Origin of the sequence: Nonomuraea sp. NPDC050394 (genome assembly GCF_044459065.1) — a bacterium.
Lineage (GTDB): Bacteria > Actinomycetota > Actinomycetes > Streptosporangiales > Streptosporangiaceae > Nonomuraea.
In genome coordinates this window covers 1-22782 of sequence record NZ_JBITIO010000013.1, presented here as the reverse complement: position 1 = coordinate 22782, position 22782 = coordinate 1, and the positions used below count along the sequence as shown (strand labels likewise).

Annotated in this window: 25 protein-coding genes; 8 read left to right on the top strand and 17 right to left on the bottom strand. The window is 73.0% G+C overall.

Going from position 1 to position 22782, the window contains the following annotated elements; genetic code table 11:
• Positions 1–5 precede the first annotated feature (5 nt).
• From ACIBKY_RS39030 to ACIBKY_RS39005, 6 genes are all read right to left on the bottom strand, one after another.
• Positions 6–332: a hypothetical protein gene (locus tag ACIBKY_RS39030; protein WP_397104974.1), complete on the bottom strand. Its 327-nt coding sequence runs from the start codon at positions 330–332 to the stop codon at positions 6–8.
• A gap of 40 nt (positions 333–372) precedes the next feature.
• Positions 373–948: a vitamin K epoxide reductase family protein gene (locus tag ACIBKY_RS39025; RefSeq protein WP_397104972.1), complete on the bottom strand. Its 576-nt coding sequence runs from the start codon at positions 946–948 to the stop codon at positions 373–375.
• Complete coding sequence (locus ACIBKY_RS39020) at positions 929–1648, bottom strand: DsbA family protein (RefSeq protein WP_397104970.1); 720 nt, start codon at positions 1646–1648, stop codon at positions 929–931. The genes ACIBKY_RS39025 and ACIBKY_RS39020 overlap by 20 nt, the downstream gene beginning before the upstream one ends.
• A gap of 100 nt (positions 1649–1748) precedes the next feature.
• Positions 1749–2756, bottom strand: a complete 1008-nt coding sequence (locus ACIBKY_RS39015; RefSeq protein ID WP_397104968.1) for a M56 family metallopeptidase — start codon at positions 2754–2756, stop codon at positions 1749–1751.
• Positions 2753–3154, bottom strand: coding sequence for a BlaI/MecI/CopY family transcriptional regulator (locus tag ACIBKY_RS39010; RefSeq protein WP_397104966.1), 402 nt, complete (start codon positions 3152–3154; stop codon positions 2753–2755). The genes ACIBKY_RS39015 and ACIBKY_RS39010 overlap by 4 nt, the downstream gene beginning before the upstream one ends.
• A gap of 71 nt (positions 3155–3225) precedes the next feature.
• Positions 3226–4446, bottom strand: a complete 1221-nt coding sequence (locus ACIBKY_RS39005) for an MFS transporter (RefSeq protein WP_397104964.1) — start codon at positions 4444–4446, stop codon at positions 3226–3228.
• Positions 4447–4575: 129 nt separating this feature from the next.
• Here ACIBKY_RS39005 and panB point away from each other — a divergent pair, with 129 nt between their 5' ends.
• Complete coding sequence (panB, locus tag ACIBKY_RS39000) at positions 4576–5397, top strand: 3-methyl-2-oxobutanoate hydroxymethyltransferase (RefSeq protein ID WP_397104962.1); 822 nt, start codon at positions 4576–4578, stop codon at positions 5395–5397.
• 100 nt (positions 5398–5497) lie between these two features.
• Positions 5498–6145, top strand: coding sequence for an NADPH-dependent F420 reductase (gene npdG / locus ACIBKY_RS38995; protein WP_397104960.1), 648 nt, complete (start codon positions 5498–5500; stop codon positions 6143–6145).
• A 272-nt stretch (positions 6146–6417) separates the two neighbouring features.
• Here npdG and ACIBKY_RS38990 read toward each other — a convergent pair whose 3' ends face one another.
• From ACIBKY_RS38990 to ACIBKY_RS38965, 6 genes are all read right to left on the bottom strand, one after another.
• A complete protein-coding gene (locus tag ACIBKY_RS38990; protein WP_397104958.1) occupies positions 6418–7023 on the bottom strand; it encodes a DNA-binding response regulator in 606 nt (201 codons plus the stop codon).
• The gene (locus ACIBKY_RS38985) at positions 7020–8105 is read right to left on the bottom strand and encodes a sensor histidine kinase (protein WP_397104957.1); all 1086 of its coding nucleotides are present in this window, start codon (positions 8103–8105) and stop codon (positions 7020–7022) included. Before ACIBKY_RS38985 ends, ACIBKY_RS38990 begins: the two co-directional genes overlap by 4 nt.
• 12 nt (positions 8106–8117) lie before the next feature.
• Positions 8118–8843: an ABC transporter permease gene (locus tag ACIBKY_RS38980; protein WP_397104955.1), complete on the bottom strand. Its 726-nt coding sequence runs from the start codon at positions 8841–8843 to the stop codon at positions 8118–8120.
• The gene (locus ACIBKY_RS38975; RefSeq protein WP_397104953.1) at positions 8840–9721 is read right to left on the bottom strand and encodes an ABC transporter ATP-binding protein; all 882 of its coding nucleotides are present in this window, start codon (positions 9719–9721) and stop codon (positions 8840–8842) included. The genes ACIBKY_RS38980 and ACIBKY_RS38975 overlap by 4 nt, the downstream gene beginning before the upstream one ends.
• Positions 9718–10446 carry an alpha/beta hydrolase gene (locus ACIBKY_RS38970; protein ID WP_397104951.1) on the bottom strand — a complete coding sequence of 243 codons (729 nt, stop codon included), beginning with the start codon at positions 10444–10446 and terminating at the stop codon, positions 9718–9720. Before ACIBKY_RS38970 ends, ACIBKY_RS38975 begins: the two co-directional genes overlap by 4 nt.
• A gap of 207 nt (positions 10447–10653) precedes the next feature.
• Positions 10654–12075 carry a PLP-dependent aminotransferase family protein gene (locus ACIBKY_RS38965; RefSeq protein WP_397104950.1) on the bottom strand — a complete coding sequence of 474 codons (1422 nt, stop codon included), beginning with the start codon at positions 12073–12075 and terminating at the stop codon, positions 10654–10656.
• A 59-nt stretch (positions 12076–12134) separates the two neighbouring features.
• Between ACIBKY_RS38965 and ACIBKY_RS38960 the strand changes: the two genes are divergently transcribed.
• Together ACIBKY_RS38960 and ACIBKY_RS38955 are read left to right on the top strand one after the other, a co-directional pair.
• The gene (locus ACIBKY_RS38960) at positions 12135–13304 is read left to right on the top strand and encodes a trans-sulfuration enzyme family protein (RefSeq protein ID WP_397104948.1); all 1170 of its coding nucleotides are present in this window, start codon (positions 12135–12137) and stop codon (positions 13302–13304) included.
• 39 nt (positions 13305–13343) lie between these two features.
• Positions 13344–14285, top strand: coding sequence for a threonine/serine dehydratase (locus tag ACIBKY_RS38955; protein WP_397104947.1), 942 nt, complete (start codon positions 13344–13346; stop codon positions 14283–14285).
• A gap of 82 nt (positions 14286–14367) precedes the next feature.
• Here ACIBKY_RS38955 and ACIBKY_RS38950 read toward each other — a convergent pair whose 3' ends face one another.
• Complete coding sequence (locus ACIBKY_RS38950) at positions 14368–15498, bottom strand: lipase family protein (RefSeq protein WP_397104945.1); 1131 nt, start codon at positions 15496–15498, stop codon at positions 14368–14370.
• Positions 15499–15625: 127 nt separating this feature from the next.
• On the opposite strand from ACIBKY_RS38950, the gene ACIBKY_RS38945 reads away from it, so the two are divergent.
• Complete coding sequence (locus ACIBKY_RS38945; RefSeq protein ID WP_397104944.1) at positions 15626–16204, top strand: hypothetical protein; 579 nt, start codon at positions 15626–15628, stop codon at positions 16202–16204.
• On the opposite strand, the gene ACIBKY_RS38940 is transcribed toward ACIBKY_RS38945, so the two are convergent.
• On the bottom strand, positions 16145–17107 hold the full coding sequence (locus ACIBKY_RS38940) for a LysR family transcriptional regulator (RefSeq protein WP_397104942.1): 963 nt from the start codon (positions 17105–17107) through the stop codon (positions 16145–16147). The genes ACIBKY_RS38945 and ACIBKY_RS38940 overlap by 60 nt on opposite strands.
• 73 nt (positions 17108–17180) lie before the next feature.
• On the opposite strand from ACIBKY_RS38940, the gene ACIBKY_RS38935 reads away from it, so the two are divergent.
• Positions 17181–17432, top strand: a complete 252-nt coding sequence (locus ACIBKY_RS38935; RefSeq protein WP_184970658.1) for a hypothetical protein — start codon at positions 17181–17183, stop codon at positions 17430–17432.
• Positions 17429–18079 carry a cyclase family protein gene (locus tag ACIBKY_RS38930; protein ID WP_397104940.1) on the top strand — a complete coding sequence of 217 codons (651 nt, stop codon included), beginning with the start codon at positions 17429–17431 and terminating at the stop codon, positions 18077–18079. The genes ACIBKY_RS38935 and ACIBKY_RS38930 overlap by 4 nt, the downstream gene beginning before the upstream one ends.
• A gap of 9 nt (positions 18080–18088) precedes the next feature.
• Here ACIBKY_RS38930 and ACIBKY_RS38925 read toward each other — a convergent pair whose 3' ends face one another.
• Genes ACIBKY_RS38925 through ACIBKY_RS38915 form a run of 3 tightly spaced genes read right to left on the bottom strand, consistent with a single transcriptional unit; the run spans position 18089 to position 21769 of the window.
• Positions 18089–18268, bottom strand: a complete 180-nt coding sequence (locus ACIBKY_RS38925; protein ID WP_184970998.1) for a hypothetical protein — start codon at positions 18266–18268, stop codon at positions 18089–18091.
• A 42-nt stretch (positions 18269–18310) separates the two neighbouring features.
• Entirely contained in the window at positions 18311–20941 is a 2631-nt protein-coding gene (locus tag ACIBKY_RS38920) for an AAA family ATPase (protein WP_397104939.1), read from the bottom strand.
• A gap of 3 nt (positions 20942–20944) precedes the next feature.
• Positions 20945–21769 (bottom strand): NAD(P)H-binding protein, encoded by an 825-nt coding sequence (locus tag ACIBKY_RS38915; RefSeq protein ID WP_397104937.1) that lies wholly within the window; start codon positions 21767–21769, stop codon positions 20945–20947.
• Positions 21770–21842: 73 nt separating this feature from the next.
• On the opposite strand from ACIBKY_RS38915, the gene map reads away from it, so the two are divergent.
• Positions 21843–22691 carry a type I methionyl aminopeptidase gene (map, locus tag ACIBKY_RS38910; protein ID WP_397104936.1) on the top strand — a complete coding sequence of 283 codons (849 nt, stop codon included), beginning with the start codon at positions 21843–21845 and terminating at the stop codon, positions 22689–22691.
• The last annotated feature ends 91 nt before the right edge of the window (positions 22692–22782 follow it).

The window sequence follows — 22782 nt, the reverse complement described above, 5'->3', positions numbered from 1 at the left end:
TCGGTCTACCGGTACTTCCGCGACAAGCGGGAACTGGCCGACGCGCTGGCGGCGCGGAACCTGGCCGCGTTCGTGCGCCGGGTGCGCGGGCGCGGGATCACGCACTGGGAGCCGCTGGTGGAGGCCGTGGTCGATGAGTACCTGGAGATGAAGCGGACGGTGCCGGGGTTCGCGGTGGTCGACTTCGGGGCGAACGCGGAGGTGGCCGGGGCGCTGGCGGAGGTGCTGGCCGTACAGGCCGGGCTGGTTTGTGACAGCGGCGTCCTGCTCGTCGCGGTGGAGGCGGCGGACGCACTGCTGCGCGCCCACCACGACGAGCCACACCTGATCAACGAGACCAAGACAATGCTGCGCGCCTACCTCGCCCTGCGGCTAGACCAGGCTGCTCCAGTATGTCCAGAAGCGGATGGTGATCAGCGTGAGGACGGCCAGGTACCACAGCGTCAGCACGATCACGTGGTTGCGCGCGAAGGGGCGGGCGAGGTTCCTGAGCGTGACGTAGAGGAAGATCGGGATCGTCACCGCCCACACGACCATGCAGTACGGGCAGAGCGCGCCGATCACGTAGAGGCTCTGGTAGATCAGCCAGTGCACGAACACGACGCCCGCCGTGACACCGATCTGCAGCCCCGCCCAGAACCACCGCTTCGGCACCGCCCCGGCCAGCAGTGCGGCACCGGTGGTCGTGACGATCGCGAACCCGGCAACGCCCAGCAGCGGGTTGGGGAAGCCGAAGAGCTCCGCCTGCGGCGTGGACATGATCGAGCCGCACGACAGGACCGGGTTGATGCTGCAACTCGGGACGTACGCGGGGTTCTTCAGCAGCGCGATCTTCTCGACCGCCAGCACGAACGCGGCGACCAGCCCGATCCCGCCGCCGGTCAGCAGCAGGTACGGCAGGAGCCGCGGGAACGGCTCGGCCCGCTGCTCACTTGGCGAGAGCCGCATCGATGGCCGCCTTGATGTCGTCGGTGGACTTGGGCTGGAGCTTCTGGCCGTTCAGGAAGAACGTCGGGGTGCCCTCGACGCCGAGCGCCTGCCCGTCGGCGACGTCCTTGTTGATGCGGGCCAGCGTGTCCTCGGCGGCGTAGGCCTTGTCCCAGGCGGCCATGTCCAGGCCCATGCTCTGCGCGAACTCCCTGAACAGCTTGTCGGCCGGGGTCTGCTTCTCCGCCCACTGCTTCTGTGTCTGGTACATGCGCTGGTACATGGCGTCGAAGCGGCCCTGCCGGGCCGCCGCCTCGACCGCCCGCGCGGCGCGCTCGGCGTTGAAGTGGCTGGCGATCGGGAAGTAGCGGGCGACGAAGGTGACCTTGCCCTGGTACTGCTTCCGCAACTGCTCGATCACCGGGAACGCGGCGCCGCAGGCCTCGCACTCGAAGTCCAGGAACTCCACCAGCGTGACCTTCCCGTCCCGGGCGGTCTGGAGGCGGTGGCTGTCGGCGCGTACCACCTGGGCCTGCCCGGCCGGTGCCTCGCCGCCGGACCTGCCGACCACCAGGACGGCGGCGACCACGACCGCGAAGACGGCGATGGCGGTCAGGACGAAGGCGGTGTTGCGCTTTCTGGCGCGCAGGCGGTCGTCTTCCTCGCGCATGGCCTCGACCTTGGCGCGGCGCGCCCGGGCCCGATCCTGCTCGTCCGACACGTGGCCTCCCTGGAGTTTCTACGTCACGTAGAAAGTTGGATTTCTACATAGCGTAGAAGATGAGGACGGTGGTCGGTCCGGCGGTCGGACGAACATCGGCTCAGCCGGGCCAGAAGGCGCCGCAAGCCACCGGGGCGACCAGCACCGCCACCGGGCCGCTCATCAGGACCAGCGCGGCGGTGTACACCGCTGCCGGGATCCACCTCCGGCCCCGCGACGTGCCGAGCAGGCGTTCCACCCGCTGCGCGACGCCCTCGTCGGCCAGCCGGAACGCCCCCTCGGGCCCCTTCGGGACGGCCATGAGCACGATCGCGCGGGCCAGCGTGCGATCGCCGCTCACCCGCCGTGCCCGGTCGTCGGCGAGCATCTCCAGCAGCACCGGTACGGCCCGCCGCGCCGCCTTCACCACCGGCAGCCACGGAAAGGCGGCGGCCAGCGCCGCGAACGGCATCAGGAACAGGTCATGCCGGCCCCGCGCGTGGGCCCGCTCGTGCGCGAGCACCGCCCGGAGCTCGGCGGGGTCCAGCAGATCGAGCGCCCCGCGGCTCAGCACCACCCGGGAGCGCCACCCGGGCACGCAGTAGGCCACGGGCGCGGCGCCCGGCAGCACGTACACCTCACGACCGGCCGCCGGCCCCACCTCACGGCCCGCCCCCAGCCCCACCTCGCGGCCGGTCCCCAGCCCCACCTCGCGCTCGTCGACCCGGTCGGCCAGGATGTCCACGAGCGTGCGCTGGCGGCGCTGCCTGGCCACGGTCGTGACGGCGGTGCGGGCCGTGTGCGCCACGAGCCAGGCGATCAGCGCGGCCGACCAGGCCAGCGCCAGGTGGTGGCCGGGACCGAGCCCGGCCAGGCCGCGCCCGTCGACCACCTGGTGCCCGAACGTGTGCATCCCATGCGGAAAGGCCGCCGCCAGCGGGGCGACCGCCGCGACCAGCCCCATCCCCACGGCCCCGAGTCCACCCGCCAGCCCGATCGCCTGCCAGAGCACCAGCGCCGCCCGCGGATGCCGCCGCGCCCACTCCGCCCCGGCCAGGGCCGCGGCCACCCGCCCGCCGAACACCGCGGGCACGAGCGCCACCCCGGCCACGACCAGCCAGAGCGTCACGACCCCCCGCCCCTGTCCGTGGCGCCGCCGTCCGCTTCCCGGGCCGCCGTCAGGTCGGGGCGGTCCACCAGGGCGGCCCGGAGGGCGGCCGCCACCTCCGGTGACACCACGCCCACGAACCGGTTCACCGCCGCCTCCACGTCACCGGCCTCGTCCAGCGCCTCCCGCATGGCCTCGGCCACGAAGGCGTCCTTGCCGGCCGCCGCGCGGTACAGATGCGCCCGGCCCGCCCGCTCCCTGGTCGCCAGTCCCTTGCGCGACAGGCGCACCAGCACGGTCAGCACGGTCGTCACGGCGGGCGAGGAGGGCAGCGCGGCGGCGAGGTCCTGGGCCAGGATCCCCTCCGGGTGCGCCCAGAGTGCCTCCATGACCGAGCGCTCCAGGTTGCCGAGCCGCACCGCCGTACCCCTCTCGCGAGAATTCCCGCTCTACGGTAGACGCTCGCCCGCGATGGGCGGGGCAAGGGTTCTCACCGAGGTGAGGTCGTGGCGACCGTCTCCTCAAGGACCGGGGCGGGGGCGGAGGCGGCCGGGCGGCGCCGCCACAGCGGGAGGGCGATCAATACCATGACCACGCCCACCAGGCCGGCCGCGGCGAACGCCCAGGCGGGGCCGTACCCGTCGATGAGGGCGCCCGCGATCGGCGCGGACGACGCGCCCCCGATCAGCAGCGCGGTGCCGTGGAAGCCCATCGCCTCGCCCCTGGCCGCGGCCGGGACCCAGCGGCTGGCCGTGTCGACGGTGCTGGCCAGGGCGGGCGCGCAGAGGACGCCCGCCGGCACCAGGGCGAGCAGCAGCAGGCGCCAGTCGCCGCCGACCAGCCCGACCGGGACCGTGAGCACGCCCATCAGCCCGATCAGGAGCAGCGGCGAGAAGCCCCGCGACAGGCCGCCGTAGACGAAGCCGCCGGCCAGCGAGTAGAAGCACCAGATCGCCACCGCCAGGCCCACCCAGCCGACGTGGCCGGCGTTCTTCATCGTGGCCACCATCGCGAGCTCGGAGGCGGTCAGGATGAACGTGGCCGCTGCGGTCGTGCCCAGCAGCGCCACGAACGCGGGCGTCAGCCACTGGCGCCGCGGCACGCGGACCTGTTCGACCAGCAGTTCCTCGGCCGAGCGGGTGGGCGGGTTGAGCAGGGTCAGGGCGGTGCCGGAGCCGACCAGGCCGACGGCGACGACCGTCATGGTCCACGTGCTGCCGAGCGTCGTGACGCCCGCGACGGCCAGGGCGGGCCCGGCCATGTACGCCAGCTCGACCAGCATCGAGTCGAGCGAGAAGCCCATCCGGCGCTGCTCCGGCGGCACCAGCGCGGCCAGGCACTGCCTGATCACGCTGAACACCGGCAGCGCCAGCAGCCCGGCCACCGCCGCGGCGACCGCCAGGACGGGGAACGGCAGCGTCCACGCGGTGGCCCAGAACACCGCCTGGGCGAGGGTGGTGATGATGAGGACGGGGCGCAGGCCGTACTTGTCGACGAAGCGCCCCGACAACGGCGAACCCACCGCCATGCCGACCGTGCTGGCCATCGTGACCAGGCCGGCCTTGGCGAATCCGAGGTCGAGGGAGTATGCCACGTGCAGGGTCAGCGCCATGCCCGTCGCCGTGGACGGGACACGGGCGAACAGCCCGATCAGCAGCAGGTTCCGGACACCGGGCAGCCGCAGCAGGCGCCGGTAAGGCTCGATCGCCATGATTGTTACTTACCTCCGACCCCTATTGTGACGGGTCGCACTGACACATTCGGCCCGGGTGAGGCATCATCGATGGTGTCCGGGTACGCCACTGGGGCGACTCGAGGCTTTGTTCAGGAGGGTTGTTCCATGTCCTCTCTGTATGGCGGCGTCACGGGCCGCCGGGTCACCATCCGCGATCTGGCCCAGGCCAAGGAGCGGGGCGAGAGGTGGCCCATGCTCACCGCGTACGACGCGATGACCGCCCGCGCGTTCGACCGGGCCGGGGTGCCGGTGCTGCTGGTCGGCGACTCGGCGGCCATGGTCGTCTACGGCTACGACTCCACCCTGCCCGTCACGGTCGACGACCTGCTGCCGCTGACGGCGGCGGTGGTGCGCGGATCCTCGCGCGCGCTGGTCGTCGCCGACCTGCCGTTCGGTTCCTACCAGGGCTCGCCCGCCCAGGCGCTGGAGACGTCGGCCCGCTTCATGAAGGAGGCGGGCGCGCACGCGATCAAGCTGGAGGGCGGGCGCCGCGTTCTGCCGCAGGTCGAGCTGCTGGTGTCGGCGGGGGTTCCGGTGATGGGGCACCTGGGACTGACGCCGCAGTCGGTCAACGCGCTCGGCGGCTACCGGGTCCAGGGTCGCGGGCAGTCGGGCGACGAGCTCATGGCCGACGCCAAGGACCTCGAACGGGCCGGCGCGTTCGCGGTGGTGCTCGAATGCGTACCCGCCGAACTGGCCGAGCGGGTCACGACGTCGCTCTCCATCCCGACGATCGGCATCGGCGCGGGTGCCGCCACCGACGCCCAGGTCCTGGTATGGCAGGACATGATGGGACTGACGGAGCACCCGGCCAGGTTCGTGAAGGCCTACGGCACGCTGGCCGACGACCTCGACCGTGCCGTCCGCGCGTTCTCTGACGAGGTGGTGTCGGGCGCGTTCCCGTCCGCCGAGCACACCTACACCTAGCCTCCACCTGACCTCCACCTGGCCTCCACCTGGCGTCCGCGGTTCCGCAGGGCGGTACCTGGAGGCCGCTCCGGGCGGCCGGGCTGGCATGATCTGAGCCATGACTGACGTGAGCGGGCTTTCGATCGGCATCCTCGGTGGCACCGGAGACCAGGGCAAGGGGCTGGCACGGCGGTTCGTGCTGGCCGGGCACACCGTCCTCATCGGGTCGCGCAGCGCGGAACGGGCGCAGCAGGCGGCCGAGCCCATCGGCGCGAGGGGTGCGGGCAACGCCGAGGTGGCCGCCCAGGCGGACGTGGTGATCGTCGCGGTCCCCTGGGACGGCCACAAGGAACTGCTCGAATCCCTCCGCACCGAATTGTCCGGAAAAATCGTGATTGATTGCGTCAACCCACTCGGCTTCGACAAGCAGGGCGCCTACGCGCTGCCCGTCGAGGAGGGCAGCGCCGCCCAGCAGGCCGCCGCCGTGCTGCCGGACAGCCGCGTGGTGGCCGCCTTCCACCACGTCTCGGCCGTGCTGCTCCTGGACGAGACCGTGGAGAAGGTCGACCTGGACGTGCTGGTCCTGGGCGACGACCGCGAGGCCACCGACACCGTCCAGGCGCTGGCGGCGGTCATCCCGGGCGTGCGCGGCGTCTACGGCGGCCGCCTGCGCAACGCCCACCAGGTCGAGGCGTTCACCGCGAACCTGATCTCCATCAACCGCCGCTACAAGGCCCACGCGGGCCTGCGCGTCACTGACGTCTGAGCGGCCCTGACGGCCGCCGCACCGACGTCTGAGCGGCCCTGACGGCCGCCGCGCCGACGTCTGAGCGCTCCTGACGGCCGCCGCGCCGACGTCTGAGCGCTCCTGACGGCCGCCGCGCCGACGTCTGAGCGCTCCTGACGGCTCCGGCCCATCCGTTACGGCTCCCGCCACCAACCCGCCTCCCGCCGACGTGAGCGGCCCCCGGTCATCGGGCGCTTCTCACGTCGGACACACTCCCCGCCGCCACGAGGCCCGTGCACCGGCCACGTGGTTCACAACCACCCGGCATCCTCGGCGATCCGCACCGCGTCGATCTTGTTCCGTGCCCCGGTCTTGGTGATGGCCGAGGTCAGATAGTTGCGTACCGTGCCCGGCGACAGATGCAGCCGCCCGGCCGTCTCCTCCGCGCTCACCCCCTGGGCCGCCTGCCGCAGGACCGTGGTCTCGCGCTGGGTCAGGGGGCTCTCGCCGTACTCCATGGCCGAGCTCACCAGCTCGGGGTCCAGCACCCGCAGCCCGGCGTGCGTACGGCGGACCGCGTCGGCCAGCCGCTCCCCCGGCGCGTCCTTCACCAGGAACGCGGTGATCCCCGTCGCCAATGCCCTGCGCACCTGGCCCGGCCTGCCGAGCGCGGTCAGCACGAGGATGCGGCACTGCGGCAGCCGTTCGCGCAGTTCGGCGGCGGCCGTGATGCCGTCCACGACGGGCAGGTCGATGTCGACGATCGCGACGTCGGGACGGTGCTCCAGCGCGGCGGGCACGATCTCGTCCCCGCGCGTCACCTCGGACACCACGGCGAGGTCGGGCTCCAGCCGCAGCAGCGCGGAGAGCGCCGCGCGGATCATGAGCATGTCTTCGGCCAGCAGGACCCTGATCACGCCGGCACCTCCACGACCAGCCGGAACGCGCCGCCGTCCGCGTGCGCGGCGACGCTGCCGCCTGCCTGCCCGGCGCGCTCGGCCAGGCCCGTCAGCCCGCTGCCGTCTTCGCCGGGCGGGCCGGGCGCGCCGTCGTTGACGATCTCCAGGCGCAGCCGGCCCGCTTGGGCCGCCGTGGTGATGGTGCAGGTCGTGGCGGCGCTGTGGCGCAGGACGTTGGTGACGCCCTCGCGTACGGCCCAGGCCAGCGCCTCCTCCGACGCCCGGGGCGGCACGGCGTCGGCGAGGTTGACCTGCACGCTCACCCCGGACGCCTCCAGCAGCGAAGCGGCCCGCTGCGTCTCGCCCCGCAGCGTCAGCTCCCGGTACCCGCGGGCCACCTGCCGTACGTCCTGGGCCGCCTCCCTGGCCACCTTCACCAGGTCGCCGACCTCGGCGCGGGCCGTACCGGGATCGCGGTCCATGAGACGGGCGGCCAGATCGCCCTTCAGCGCGATCGCGGTGAGACTGCGGCCGAGACCGTCGTGCAGGTCGCGCGAGATGCGCAGCCGTTCCTTCAGCACGGCCGCCTCGGCCAGCCCCGCGCGGGCCGACTCGAGTTCGCGGCTGACGGCGACCAGGCGGACCACCACGTACACGATGATGCCGCTGATCGGGATCGTCACCGCGTAGAGGGCGGCGACGACGGGGATGTTCAGCGTGACCATGATGCCGCCGGCCTGCACCACCGTCATCAGCGCGAGCAGCGGGCCGGCCGCCCACAGCGGCAGGTACAGCAGGAGCGTGCCGGCGAGCAGCTGCGCGGTCACCCCCGACCAGCCGCTCGGCAGGAACGGGTCGGGCAGATAGGTCGCCACGGCCTGGACCACGACCGTCAGCGGGAACAGCGGGGGCCGCACGCCCCTCAGCGCGGCCCGCATGTTGAGGACGTGGGGGATCCAGCAAGCGGCGAGCGCGGCGAGCACGACCAGGGTGACGTCCAGGCGGCCCGAGCTCAGGTAGATCAGGCCGAGCATCGGATAGCCGACGGAGATCACCGCGATCAGCCAGGTGGCGAGGCGTTGAGCAGAGGAAGCGGTCATTGTCCGACAAATCTACGAGCGCCGCGGCTCCCAGCGAAACCAGAGCCGGATCGCGACCAGCCCGGCGAGCGTCCAGACCGCCAGGTTCAGGGCGGGCGCGGCGAACTCGCCGGTCTTCATCGCGTGTACGGCGGCGCTGGTCGGCAGCAGGTCGAACCCGGTACGCACCCAGGAAGGCAGCAGGTCGAGCAGCGGCCCCATCGCGCCCGCCCCGACCCCGCACAGCAGGAACACCGGCACCGTCATCGCCGCCGCGAGCTCCGCCCGCGGGATCGCCGCGGTGTAGGCGGCGCCGAGCACCGCCACGCAGACCGCGCCCCCGAGCGTCGCCGCGACGAAGACCACCGGATTGCCGGGGAACGGCACATCCGCCACGAACCGCACCGCCACCAGGCAACCGGCCACGAGCGCGACCGTCTGCGTGACCGTGCTGGCGATCTCCCCGGCCAGGATCTGCACGTCGGTCAGCATCGTGGAGCGCAGCCGCTTGAGCACGAGCTGGTCGCGCCGCATGGACAGCGCCACGACGATGTTCATGAACCCGGTGATCGACAGCACGATCGCGGTCGAGCCGTAGAAGATCTGGGTGGCCGCGGCGACGCCGTCCGCCTGGACGTGCCGCATGAGCAGCGGCATCCCGATGGTCAGGCCCACCGGCGTGATCACCGACCCGGCCAGCATGGACTTGTCCCGCCAGAACAGGCGGGCGCCGAGCTTGTAGGTGGCGGCGACGCTCATGAGGTGCTCCTGTCGAGGAAGAGGTCTTCGAGGGTGGCGGCGCGTACGTCGAGCCCGGTCAGCCGCAGGCCGCGCCCGGCCGCCCAGCTCAGCAGCGTCTGCGCGGCCAGGTCGGGATCCTCGGCGCGGCAGACGGCCAGTTCGCCGTCGAGGGTGACCGGCAGCGGCAGCTCGCCGGGGGCGACGCCCGGCGGCATGCGGAAGGCCACCCGGCCGCTCTGGGCCGCCAGCGTCTCGGCCATCCCGCCCGCGGCGACGATCGCGCCGCCGTCCAGGATCGCCAGCGACGAGGCCAGCCGCTGTGCCTCCTCCAGGTAGTGCGTGGTCAGCAACACCGTGACGCCCTCGGCGGCCAGGCCGCGCACCAGCTCCCAGGTGTCGCGGCGGGCCTGCGGATCCATGCCGGTCGTCGGCTCGTCGAGGAAGAGCACCTCGGGACGTCCCAGCGTGGCCAGCGCCAGATCCAGCCGCCGCTTCTCCCCGCCGGAGAGCTGCCGCACCTTGGTGCCCGCCTTGTGCGCGAGCCCCGCCAGCGACAGGGCCTCGTCGCGCGGACGGGCCGCCGCGGTGAAGTCCCGCCAGGTGTCGACCGTGCGGGCCACCGTCAGGTCGGGGAAGAACCCCGCCTCCTGCAACATCACGCCGGTACGGCGCCGCGCCTCCCCCCGCTGCCCCGCCGGATCGAGCCCGAGCACCCGCACCGTGCCCTCGTCCGGCCGCTGGAACCCGGCCAGCACCTCGACCGTCGTCGTCTTGCCCGCGCCGTTGCGGCCGAGCAGCGCGAAGATCTCCCCTTCCTGAACCTCGAAGGAGACGCCCTTCACGGCCTCGAACGCGCCGTAGCGCTTGACGAGGCCGGATACCTGGATGGCTGTCATGCCTCCGATCGTCGCGGTGACCGGCGTTCGGGGAACAGTGAAGAATTCACGATCCGCAGGAGTGTGTCCGCCACCCCGTCCGGGTCGACGACCTGGTGGAGGTGAGCGCCCGGAACCCGGGTGACCGGCCAGCCGCGGCCCGCCGCCCGCTCGGCCACCTTGTCGTACGGCGGGCCGTACCAGAGATAGCCGCACGGAACCGTGTCCCACCCGGCCGGGACCGGCACGAGCTGGGTGTAGTAGGCCAGCGGCAGCCGAGGTTGCTCATCGGCCACGCGCCGCCTGACCTCGGGGTCGGGCAGCATCGGGGCGACGTCCTCCTCGCTCCACCAGTCGGTCCAGCGAGGCAGCAGCCCGTCCTCTCCGGCGAGGTCGCGCAGGAACGGCAGGAACGCCTCCTCCCCCGCCCTGACCAGCCCGTCACGTGGCGGCAGGTGGGCGTCCGCGAACACGCAGGCCACCACCCGCTCCCCCAGCCCCTCCTTCACGACCGGCAGGAACAGGCCCGCGTTGCTGTGCCCGGCCAGCACCAACGGCCCTTCCTCCGGTACGGCGGAGCGCACCGCCTCGACCACCCTCGGCCAGTGCGGCGGGCCGCCCTCGGTCACCGCCGTCAGATCCGGCACCACGGCCCGCCTCCCCCGCCGGCCGAGCGCCTCGGCCACGGGCCGCCACGTCGAAGGACCTACCGAGGGGCTGTGCACGAGCACGAAGATCGCCTGCATGCCCGCCACCTTCCCACGCCCGCGAAGCCCTCCGCCGCGATATCGCTGCTCCCAGCGATGCCCGCCGGACATTCCCGGAGCGACCACCCCGGACACCTCAGAGGCCGCCCTTCCGGGCTACACCGCTCCCTGGTCCACGGCCCCTCGCGCCCCTGCGGGCTCGCGGCCCTGGGAGGGGCCGGGAGGGAAGGGGCCGGGAGCGAGGGGTTAGACGATCAGGGCGTGGGTGGTGGTGGGTTGGTGGGTGCCGTCGTAGGAGTGCCAGGCGGCCGACAACCCGGCCACGGCCCGGCTGAGCTCGCGGGGCGTGAACAGGAAGTGCAGCCTTGTCCAGGCACCCTGCCCGCCCACCGGGTCGAAGGCGCGTCCGGGCGGGATGGCCACGCCGTGGCGCAGGGCGACCTGGGCGAAGGCGTCGGTGTCGCCGTGCGGCAGCCGTACCCAGATCGTCTGGCCGCCCAGGGCGGGCTCGAACGACCACGACGGCAGCCGCTCGCGCAACTCCGCGCACAGGTGGTCGTGACGCTCGCGCAGTACGGCGGTGCGGTCGCGGCGGATCTCCGGCAGGCGGCGCAGCAGCGCGACGGCGGCCAGTTGTGAGACGGCCTCGCCCGCCAGGTCGTGGATGGCGCGCAGCCGGGCCAGGCGGGTGGCGAGCGGCGCGGCGGCGCGGATCCAGCCGATCCGCAGCCCACCCCACACGACCTTGCTCAGCGAGGCGATCGTGATGATCTGCTCGCCCGTGGTGAACGAGGCCAGCGGCGGCGGGGTCTCGCCGGAGAAGCACAGCTCGGCGCAGACCTCGTCGTCGATGAGCGGCACGTCGTGCTCGGCGGCGAGCGTGGCCAGGCGGCGGCGGGCGGGCACGTCCATGACGGCGCCCGAGGGGTTGCTGGCGGTGGGGACCGTGTAGGCGAGGGCGGGGCGTGAGCGCAGCGCGCCGGCCACCCCGTGCTCGGCGCCGCGTACGACGGCGGCGGCGTGGCGGAAGACCTCCAGCGCGCCCGGGTAGGTGGGCGTCTCGGTCAGGACGGTGTCGCCGGGCTGCACGAGCAGGCCGGCGAGCAGCGACAGCGCCTGCTGGGCGCCGGTGGTGACGACGATCTCGTCCGCGGTGGTGGGCAGGCCGCGGGCGCGGTAGTAGGCGGCGACGGCCTCGCGCAGCGCGGGCTGGCCCGCCGGGTAGTAGCCGAGGTCGTGGGGGCGCGCGGCGAGCCGTTCCGCGGCCTCGGCGTAGGCCTCCACCATGTACGGCGGCGGCACGTCCGGCGCGGCGCAGGTCAGGAGCTGGACCCCGTCGGGCGGGTGGAGCATGTGCTGGATCAGCGGGTTGGCGGGGACGCCGTCGGCCACGCGGGCCGCCGACAGCTGGGCGGCGGCGACGCGGGTGCCGCTGCCCTGGCGGCGTACGACGCGTCCTTCCTGCTGGAGCAGGTCGTAGGTGGCCACGACGGTGCCGCGGCCGACGGCCAGGAGCTTGGCCAGCGCGCGGTCGGGCGGGAGCAGATGGCCGGGCGGCAGCACGCCGTCGTCGATGAGGGCGCGCAACCGGGCCGTGAGCAGGAGGTACAGCGGCCCCCGGCCGGTCGCCCACCGGCCGAGCAGGTCCACCAGATTGGCTCCATCCATGGACCAATTCTCCCCCATTGGATCTGACATCGCAGGACTTTTCTGGAGATGCTGTTGACATGGAACTTCGTCCCGAGACCCGTGCCGTCCACCTGCCCCAGCCGGAGATCACCGGCAGCAGGCCGATCACCGTGCCGATCTACCAGACGTCCGGATTCGTGTTCGACGATCCCGCGGTCTTCGCCGACGCCATGGGCCGCCCCGACGGTTCCTTCGTGTACGGCCGGCTCGCCAACCCCACGGTCCGCTCCCTGGAGAGCGCGGTCTCCGGCCTGGAAGGCGGCGTCGCGGCCCTGGCCACCGGCTCCGGCATGGGCGCCATCAACTGCGTGCTGCTCGGCCTGCTCGGCCCCGGCGACCACCTCGTCTCCCAGAAGGCCATCTACGGCGGCACCGCCGCCATGATCAACGAGCTGGTCCACCGCTTCGGCGTCACCGTCACCTACGTCCCGGAGGACGACCCGGAGGCCCTGCGCGCGGCCGTACGCCCGGAGACCAAGCTCGTCTACCTGGAGACGCTCGCCAACCCCGCCCTCCAGGTGGCCGACCTGCCCGGCATGTGCGCCGTGGCCCGCGAACTCGGCGTCGTCTCGGTCGTGGACAACACGTTCGCCACGCCCCTGCTCTGCCGCCCGATCGAGCACGGCGCCGACATCGTGGTCCACTCCGCCACCAAGTACCTGTCCGGCCACACCGACGTCGTCGGCGGCCTCGCGGTCTTCGCCGACGACGCCCTCTACCGCAAGGTCTGGCACTTCTCGGTGGAGCTGGGGGCCACGCCGGACCCGTTCGCCGCGTGGCTGACGCTGCGCGGACTGCAGACCCTGCACCTGCGCATGGAGCGCCACTGCTCCAACGCCCGCTACCTGGTCTCCCGCCTGGCCGCCCATCCCGCCGTGTCCGCCGTCCACTGGCCCGGCCTGCCCTCTCACCCTTCCTACGAGCTGGCCGGCAAGCTGCTGCCCGACTTCGGCGGCGTCTTCTCCTTCGAGCTCGCCGGCGGGCGGGCGGCGGGAGAGAAGTTCATGAGCGCGGTACGGCTGGCCCTGCTCGCCCCCTCACTCGGCGGCGTCGAGACCCTGGTCATGCACCCTGCCACCACCTCCCACCGCTCGCTCAGCCCCGAGGAACTGACCCGCCACGGCATCGGCGAGGGCACCGTCCGCGTGGCCGTCGGCATCGAGCACCCCGAGGACCTCTGGGCCGACCTCGAACAGGCGCTGTCCTAAGGTCGGATGGAACGACGACGCCGTAGCGAGGGGATGACGATGACGGTGACGCACGCCGACGTGCAGGCGGCCGGGGAACGCGTCGCGGGCCACGTCCTGCGCACTCCCATCCTGGAGATCTCCCCGGGGCTGATCTTCAAGCTGGAGCAGGTGCAGCGGTCGGGCTCGTTCAAGGTGCGCGGGGCGTTCAACCGCATCCTGTCGGCGGGGAGCCTGCCGCCCGCCGGCGTCATCGCGGCCAGCGGCGGCAACCACGGCCTGGCCGTCGCCTACGCCGCCCGTGCGCTCGGCGTCCGCGCCGAGATCTTCGTGCCCACGGTGGCCAGCCCGGTGAAGGTCGCCGGGCTGCGCGCCCTCGGGGCCGAGATCACCCAGACCGGCGCCATCTACTCCGCGGCCGCGGAAGCCGCGGCGAAGCGGGCCGCGGAGACCGGCGCGCTGCCCGTGCACGCCTACGACCAGCCCGAGGTGATCGCCGGGCAGGGCACGCTGGCTCTCGAACTGATGGAGCAGGCGCCCGGCGTCGACACCGTCCTGGTCGCGGTGGGTGGCGGCGGTCTGGCGTCCGGTGTGTCGCTGGGCCTGCGCGAAGACGTGAAGCTGGTGGCGGTGGAGCCCGAGCTGATCCCGGCCCTGCACCGGGCGCTGCTGGCGGGCCACCCCGTCCCGATCGAGGTCAGCGGCGTGGGCGCGGACGCGCTCGGCGCCACCCAGGTGGGCGACCTGGCCTTCGGCATCCTGTCGGGAGCCGGTTCGGAGAGCGTCCTGTCGGGAGCGGGCGTGGAGAGCGTCCTGGTCTCGGACGAGGCCATCATCAACGCGCGCCGCCGCCTGTGGTCGGAGCACCGGCTGGCCGTCGAGCACGCCGGCGCCGCCGCCTACGCGGCCCTGCTCAGCGGCGCGTACCGGCCCGCCGACGGGGAACGCGTGGCCGTGGTGCTCTGCGGCTCCAACACCGACCCGGCCACGTTGACCGGCTGAGAGCACCTGGCCAAGGGCCTGTCAGGCGCGGGAAGGGGTCGCGCTGGGGGGTGTGGGGCGCGACCCCTTGGTCCGCGGGGTTTCAGCAGTTGCCGAAGGCGGGCAGGCCGTACATCCTCAGGGCCAGCCACTCGATCGCGAGGGGACCGCCCTCGACGGCGCCCAGCACGTGGTTGCCGCCGGGGATCGACAGCCAGCGCGCGTTCACTCCGGCCCGGCAGTACTCCGAGCGCAGCGTGGAGCCGACGGCGTGCGGGATGATCTCGTCGCCGCGGGCGTGGTAGAGGAAGACGGGCACGCGCGGGGGCCGGGCACCCAGGCGGTTCTCGGCCAGGCGGGCCAGCCACTTGGGCTGGTTCATGAGGTCGATGGGCGACAGGTCGGAGAAGCGCAGGCCGGCGAGCTTGCCGAGGTCGCCCACGCAGTCGTCGGCGGCGTCGGTCATCAGGGCCTTGCCGCGGTCGTTGAGGTCGTTGAACAGGTCGAGCTCGTCGTAGGCGGCGTCGAAGCCGACACCGGCCGCGGCGGCGAGGCCGAAGTTGGGGCCGCCGTCGAGGCTCTGCGCGACGGCCTTCAGGTCGGCGGGTACGCCACCCGCGGCGACGCCCTTGAGGCGGAGGTCGGGAGCGTAGGAGGGCTGAAGCTGGCCGGCCCACCCGGCGGAGGCGCCGCCCTGCGAGTAGCCCATGATGCCGACGGGCGCACCGGCCGACAGGCCGGAGCCGGGCAGCCGGATCGCGGCGCGTACGGAGTCGAGGACGGCCTGTCCTTGCGAGATCCCGGCCATGTACGTGTGCTGGCCGGGCGTGCCGAGCCCCTCGTAGTCGGTGACGGCCACCGCGAAGCCCTTGAGCAGGAACAGGCTGACCAGGGCCAGCTCGGCCTCCCTGCCCTCCCGCATGGCGAGGGACGGGGCGCACTGGTCGCCGAGGCCGTGGGTGCCGACGGCGTAGCCGATGACGGGTCGGCGGCCGAACGGGTAGGAGGCCTTGGGCACGAGCACGGTCGCGGAGACGGCATTGGGCGCGCCGGTCGCGGAGGTGGAGCGGTAGAGCACGTTCCAGGCGTTCACCGGGACTTCCAGGAGCTTGCCCGGCAGCAGGTACACCGTGGTCGGCCGGGCGGAGATCACGTCTCCGGCCGAGACCGCCTGTGCGGGTACCGGGAGCAGGATGAGCGAGATGACCAGGGATAAGATCACGGACAGTCTCATGGCGCCGTCCTCCCGCGCGAAGGCCACGCTGGCAGCGTGGAAACCACGCTGATCGTTACTCGGCGGTAACCTTCTGTCAAGGCCCGAAATAACGCCGGTCAGGACATCCGTCCGGCAGTATGGTCGGATGGACTCAGGGTCTGTGGCCTTCCTCCGCGAGCTCCTCGCCGACACGGGCTGGATCGAGCGCACCCGCGAACTCGGCATGGCCCTGCGGGCCACCCGATCCCCCGGCGGCCTGCTCCTGGTCGGCACCCCCGGCGACGAGCCGTGGCACCTGACCGCCCACCTGGGCGACGAGGCGCGCCTGTCCGGCCTGCCGCAGCTCGCGCCCACGCTGGTGCGCTGGCAGCCGCCCGCCGACGCCCCCGCCCACCTGCGGATCGGGCTGGAGCGCATCGAGGCGGCGCGGCGCGGCGAGACGTTGTTCGTGGTCGCGGAGCAGCAGGCGCCGGTGCCGCTGCTCGAACGGGTGGACGACGCCCGCCGTATCGGCGCGACGATCATCGCGCTGGAGAGCGGCGACCCCGAGCTGACCGGCCTGGCGCACGAGGCGCTGGCGATCCCGCAGCACGGGCTGATCACCTTCGACGGCGCCCAGCACCTGGTCAGCACCGCCGCGGGCGAGATCCCGCAGCGGCCGAGCCTACGTGACCGGCTCGCCAGGCTCCTCGACCGCGTGAGCGGACCGCAGGTGACCGACTAGCTCCCGCGTCGCGTCCTCGATCGCGCCGATCACGACCGCCTGCACGGGGTCGGGCTCCCCCGACCGGGTACGGCTGACGCGCGTCACGGCGTCCAGCCGCCGGGCCCCGACGTCCTTGATGTAGCTGACCCGCACCTCGCCCTCCGGCACGTCGAGCAGGGCCAGTTCCGGCACGATGGCGACCCCGTGCCCGGCCACGACGAGTGACAGCGTCGGGCCGAACTCGGTGATGACGTGCACCTTGCGCGGCTCGAACCCGTGGATCGCGGCCAGCCGGTCAAGCGCCTGCCCGCAGGCCTGGGAGGGCTCACCGGCCACCCAGGGCATCCCGGTGAGCTCCCCGATCGTGCGCGGCGCCTCGGGCCAGGCGGGCGGGGCGACGATGCGGTACTCGTCGACGTAGAGGGTCCGCGTGGACAGCGACGGCTGCGACAGCGCGGGCAGGCTCATGTCCTGCTCGGTGATCAGCACGTCGACCTGGCCGAGCCTGAGCTCCTGGAGGGCGGGCGGGCCGTACACCTCGTGGATGATCGGAATGATCTTCGGATGGTGTACGGCGAGCCGCTGCATCGCCGGAACCAGGATGTGCTTGATCACGGTCGGGAAGGCGGCGATCCGCACCGGACCGGCCAGCCGCTCGGTGAACCGGGTGAGCTCGCGCCGGGCCTCGGCGAGCTCGTCCTCGACGCGTTCGGCGTACCCGGCCAGCACGCGCCCGGCGGGCGTGAGCGACACGCGGCGCTGGGAACGGTCGATGAGCGCCAGGCCAACCTCGCGCTCCAGGTGGGCCAGCTGCTGGGAGACGGCCGAGGGGGTGAGGAAGAGCGCCTCGGCCGCGCGCATGACGCCACCGCGGCGGGCCACCTCGTGCAGGACACGCAGGCGCCGAGGATCGATGTCCATGCAGGTCAGCTTACGCGCAGATTTAGATCTCGTTACTTGTGCTTTAGCTGGGGAAATCCGGAGAATGTGCGCCATGGAGTTACTCCTCGACGCCCTCGGCTGGCTGGGCGCGGCCACCCTGCTGTACGGCTACGCCATGGTCTCCTCGGGGAAGATGTCCGGGGACGGCCTGCCGTACCAGGTGATCAATCTGTTCGGATCGGTCAGCCTGATGATCAACAGCGGGTACAAGGCGGCGTGGCCGTCGGCGGCCCTGAACCTCATCTGGGCCGGGATCGGTATCGTCGCCCTCGTCAAGCTCTACCGTCTGGGAGTCGCCCGATGATCGTCGAACTGAGCCACCGCATCGTCGAAGGCATGACCACCTACCCGGGCGTGCCGGGGCCCGTGCTCGGCCTCCACCTGAGCAGGGAGGACTCCCGGGAGGTCTACGCGCCGGGCACGGAGTTCGAGATCGGCGTGATCACGCTGGCCGCCAACACCGGCACCTACCTGGACACCCCGCACCACCGCTACGCCGGCGCCGCGGACCTCGCGCGGGTCCCGATCGAGAAGCTCGCCGACCTGCCCGGACTGGTGGTGCCCGCCGAGGGCCGCCGCGCGATCGGCCTCGACGCCTTCGACGGCCTGTTCGTACGCGGCCGCGCCGTCCTCGTACGGACCGGCTGGGACGCGCACTTCGGCACCGAGGCGTACATGAACGGCCACCCGTTCCTGACCTCCGAGGCGGCCGGATGGCTCGCCGAGCAGGGCGCCGCGCTGGTCGGCATCGACTCGCTCAACATCGACGACACACCGCCACGCGGCGAACGCCCCGCGCACACCGTCCTGCTCGCCGCGGGCATCCCCATCGTCGAGCACCTCACCGGCCTGTCCGCGCTGCCGGCCGGCGGTTTCCGTTTCCACGCCGCGCCGCCCATGGTGGCGGGCATGGGCACCTTCCCGGTGCGCGCCTACGCCGTCATTCCGTAGGGCGGCGCCTCAGTCGTCCTCGTCCTGGTCGGCCTCGTCCCACGCCTTGTTCCGCGCGGCGGCGCGTTCGAGCGCGCCCGCGGCCTCCTCCTGGGTGGCGTAGGGACCCATCCGGTCCTTGTTGGGGCATCCCTGGTCGGGTTCCACCCTCATGTGCTTGAGGCAGAACCACCACTGGCCTTCGCTCACGTGAGCAATGATGCCCCTTTGATCCCTTCCCAAGCATGAACATCACAGGCCGAGTCCGGCCAGTTCTCCCCGCGAAGCCACGCCCAGCTTGGGAAACGCGTTGTACAGGTGATAGCCGACCGTGCGCGGGCTCAGGAACAGCCGTGCCCCGATCTCCCGGTTGCTGAGCCCCTGCGCGGCCAGCCGTACTGCCTGGAGTTCCTGGGCGGTGAGCCGTTGCGCGAGGTCGGGCGCGTGCGTGCGCACCGCGCGGCTCTCGCCCGTCGCGCGCAGCTCGCGGCGCGCCCGCTCGGCCCACGGCGGCGCGCCCAGGCGTTCGAAGTCCTCGGCGGCGGTCCGCAGCCACGTGCGGGCCTCGCTCATCCTGCGCTCGCGCCGCAGCCGCTCCCCGTACAGGAGCCCGGCACGCGCCCGGTCGAGCGGAAAGGCCTCATGGTGTACGGCCCGCGCGTAGTCGTCCAGGTCGTCGGTGAGCAGCGCCCGGTTGCGCAGGGACACGCCCAGGGCCCAGGCCTGGCCGCTCTCGCGGGCCCACCGCTCGTAGGTCGCGGCCGGACCGGCGGCGTCGGCGCGGCGGCCGAGCCGTACCGCGGCCTCGACCATGAGGGGCAGCGCGGACAGCATCCCCATCGGCCGCGAGCCCGCGAGGACGGCGGCCAGCCGGTCGTGGGCCGGTTCGTAGCGGCCGAGCCCGAGGTCGAGCAGGCTGAGCGCGGCGGCGGCGTGCACCGAGCCGGGGGCGAGCCCGCGCTCCAGCGCCCCGGCCGACATCTCGCGGCAGCGTTGCTCATCGCCCTCGATGGCGGCCAGTTCGGCCAGGACGGCCCGCAGCTCCAGCGCGGGCCTGCTCTGCCCGGTGTCGGCGGCGATGCGCAGCCCGTCCTCGGCGGTGAGCCGGGCGTCGCGGTGCGCGCCGGTGAACAGCTGGCAGCGGGCCAGGATCACCTGGACGTCGGGCAGCGTGCCGAGCGCGCCGTGCTCACGGGCGTCGCGTTCGAGCCAGGAGACCTCACCGTAGGCGCCGGCGACGTCGCCGGTGATCAGGCGCATCCGGGCGAACAGCAGCCGGTCCCGCACATCGGCGTCCTCGCCCGGCGGGTCGGCGAGCAGGTCGCGCAGGGCGGCCAGGCCGCCGGCCACCTCGCCGCGCTCGACGCGGTCGGCGGCCAGGGCGGCGGTGGCCAGCGTGGCGACCGGGGCGCCGCCCGCCAGCGTGCCCGCGAAGCCGCCCATCATCTCGACGCACTCGAAGTCGTTGTTGCGCCAGGCCGCCGCGACCGCGTCGCGCAGCAGGACGACGGAGTCGCCCGGGGCCGCCGGATCGGTCTCGTGGAGCAGGATGCGGTAGGCGTCCTGGGCGTCGTCGCGGGACTCGGCGAGGACGGCGCGCAGCTTGGCGGCGTGCACCCGCTCCTCCAGCCCGGTCAGCCGCAGCAGCTCGGCGGCCTTCTCGAACTGCCCGGCGTCGGTGGCCGCGCGGGCGGCGGCGACGTGGCGGCGGGCGCGTACGGCCGGGTCGGGGGTGAGCTCGGCGGCCCGCGCGTAGGCGGCGGCGACGGCCGCGTAACCGCCCCGGTCCCTGGCCCGCTCGGCGGTGACCGCCAGCGCGGCGGCGACGTCCTCGTCGGGTTCCTGGGTGGCGGCGGCCAGGTGCCAGACGCTCCGGTCTCCGTCGAGGACGTCGGCCAGCGCGCGGTGCGCGGCCATCCGCCTGGCCAGTGGCGCGCGCTGGTAGACGGCGCTCCTGATCAGCGGGTGGACGAAGGCCAGGCGGGCGCCGGAGGCGGTGAGCAGGTCCGCGCGTTCCGCCGGTTCGAGGTCGGCGGGCCCGGCGCCGAGCAGTCCCGCGGCGGCGAGCACGGCGGCCGCCTCGCCGGTGTCGTCGGCGGCGGCCACCAGCATCAGCGTGCGGGTGGCCGCGGGAAGGGCGGCGACCCGGTCGGCGAACCCCTGCTGGATCCGGCTCTGCACCGGCACGATCCCCATCGGGTAGGGCCCGGACTGCCGCCGCGCGGCCGACAGCTCCAGCAGGGCCAGTGGATTGCCCGCCGACTCGGCCAGCACCTCCTCGCGCTCGCGGGCCGGCAGGCCGCCCGCGCGCTCGGTCAGGAGGGCATGGGCGCTCTCGTCGGCCAGGCCGCCCAGGAGCAGTTCGTCCAGGCCGGCCGCCTGGAAGCCGGGGGCGTGCGGCTCGCGTACCGTCAGCAGCATCACCACCCCCTCGGCCTCCAGCCGCCGCGCGGCGAACAGCAGCGCCGCGGCGGAGGCGTGGTCGAGCCATTGGGCGTCGTCGATGAGGCAGACCAGCGGCCCCGCCTCGGCCAGCAGCGTCAGCACGGCCAGCCCCACCAGGAACGGGTCGCCTTCCCCCGCCGGTCCGGTGCCGAGCGCGGCGGCCAGCGCCCTGGCCTGCCCTTCCGGCAGCCGGTCCAGCCGCCCGGCGGTACGGCCCAGCAGCAGGCTGAGACCGGCATAGGGCAGCTCGTGCTCCGACTCGATCCCTGCCCCCCGCAGCACCGGCAGTTCGCCGGCGCGCGCGGCGGCGGCCTCCAGGAGCGCGGTCTTGCCGATGCCCGCCTCACCCCTGATGATCAGCGCCGCGCTGGTGCCTTCCCGGGCCCCGGACAGCAGCCGCTCGATCATGGCCGTCTCGTCCGTCCGCCCGTGCAGCATGCCTCAGAGGCTACCCGCGAAGTCCCGGGCGTGATCGGCCACCCACTCCCGGTAGGTGCGCGCCGGCCGTCCGGTGATCTCCTCGACCGCGGTGGTCACGGGCTCGGGCCGCGCGGTGAGCGCCCGCATGTCCTCGAAGGTGTCGTCGATGGCCTCCGGCGGCAGCCACGTCTCGAAGTAGGCCCTGGCCTCCTCTTGCGGCAACTCCTCGAAGCGCAGCGGCCGCCCGATGACCTCGCCGATGATCTCCACCCGTTCCCGCTGCGTCAGCGCCTCGGGCCCGGTCACCGCGTACGCGGCCCCGACGTGGCCGTCGTCCAGCAGCGCCCGCACTCCCACGGCGGCCAGGTCCGCCTCGTGCACCAGCGACCTGGCCCACCCGCCGAACGGCTCCCGCACCACCCCGCCGTCCCGGATGCCCGCCACCCAGCCCAGGTCGTTGCCGGCGAAGCCGCCGCCCCGCACGAACGTCCACTCGACGCCCGACTCCCTGACCAGGCCCTCGATCATCCGGTGGGAGGAGTTCACCGGATCGGGCTCCTCCTCCGCCCCCGCCGAGGACAGGTAGACCACCCGGCGCACCCGCTCCGTGATCTTCTTCAGCACCTCGGCGGCCCGCTCGTCGGCGGACAGCGTCGGCCACACGAGGAACACCTTGTCCACGCCGTCGAGGGCGGCGTCCAAGGTGGCGGGGTCGGTGAGGTCGCCGTACACCTCGCCGGGCCGCTTCGGATCGCGGGTCAGCGCCCGCGCCTCGACACCCTGCTCACGCAACTGGGCGACCACCTGGCCGCCGACTTTTCCGGTAGCTCCGGTAACAAGAATCATGTCGACGACCGTATGAGCCGGGGGCGTGACGCAACATCTGTCAACCGACTGGGGCTCGGTAGACTCGTGTCCCATGACGACACTGCTCCAGCCCGGACGGATCTCGCCGATGCGGAAGGTCCCCGCCCACATCGAGCGGCCGGAGTACGTCGGCAAGAAACGCCCCAAGACCGGTGAGTCCGACGTGAAGACGCCGGAGGTCATCGAGCGCATGCGGGTCGCCGGCAAGCTGGCCGCCCAGGCACTCGACGAGGTCGGCAAGCACGTACGGCCGGGCGTCACCACCGACGAGCTCGACCGGGTCGGCCACGAGTTCCTGCTCGACCACGGCGCCTACCCGAGCACGCTCGGCTACAAGGGCTACCCCAAGTCGCTGTGCACCTCGATCAACGAGGTCATCTGCCACGGCATCCCCGACGACACGGTGCTGCGCGACGGCGACATCGTCAACGTCGACATCACCGCGTTCATCGGCGGCGTCCACGGCGACACCGACGCCACCTTCCTGGTCGGCGAGGTCGACGAGGAGTCCAGGCTGCTGGTCGAGCGCACCCGTGAGGCCATGATGCGCGCCATCAAGGCGGTCGCCCCCGGCCGCCAGCTCAACGTCGTCGGCCGCGTCATCGAGTCCTACGCCAAGCGCTTCGGCTACGGCGTCGTCCGCGACTTCACCGGGCACGGCATCGGCACGAGCTTCCACTCCGGCCTGATGGTCCCCCACTACGAGGACCCCTCGCTGCGCGTGGAGCTGCGGGCCGGCATGACGTTCACGATCGAGCCGATGCTCACGCTCGGCACCATCGACTACGACATGTGGGCCGACGGCTGGACGGCGGTGACCAAGGACGGCAAGCGCACCGCGCAGTTCGAGCACACCATCCTGGTGACCGACGGCGGCAGCGAGATCCTCACCCTCGCCTAGATGGTTGATTCCAAGGGCTGAGGTTCGTTAATCGGCTGCGGGCGTACAGCGAGGGTGTCCAAGCTCCGTTTGTGACGACAGAACTGAACAC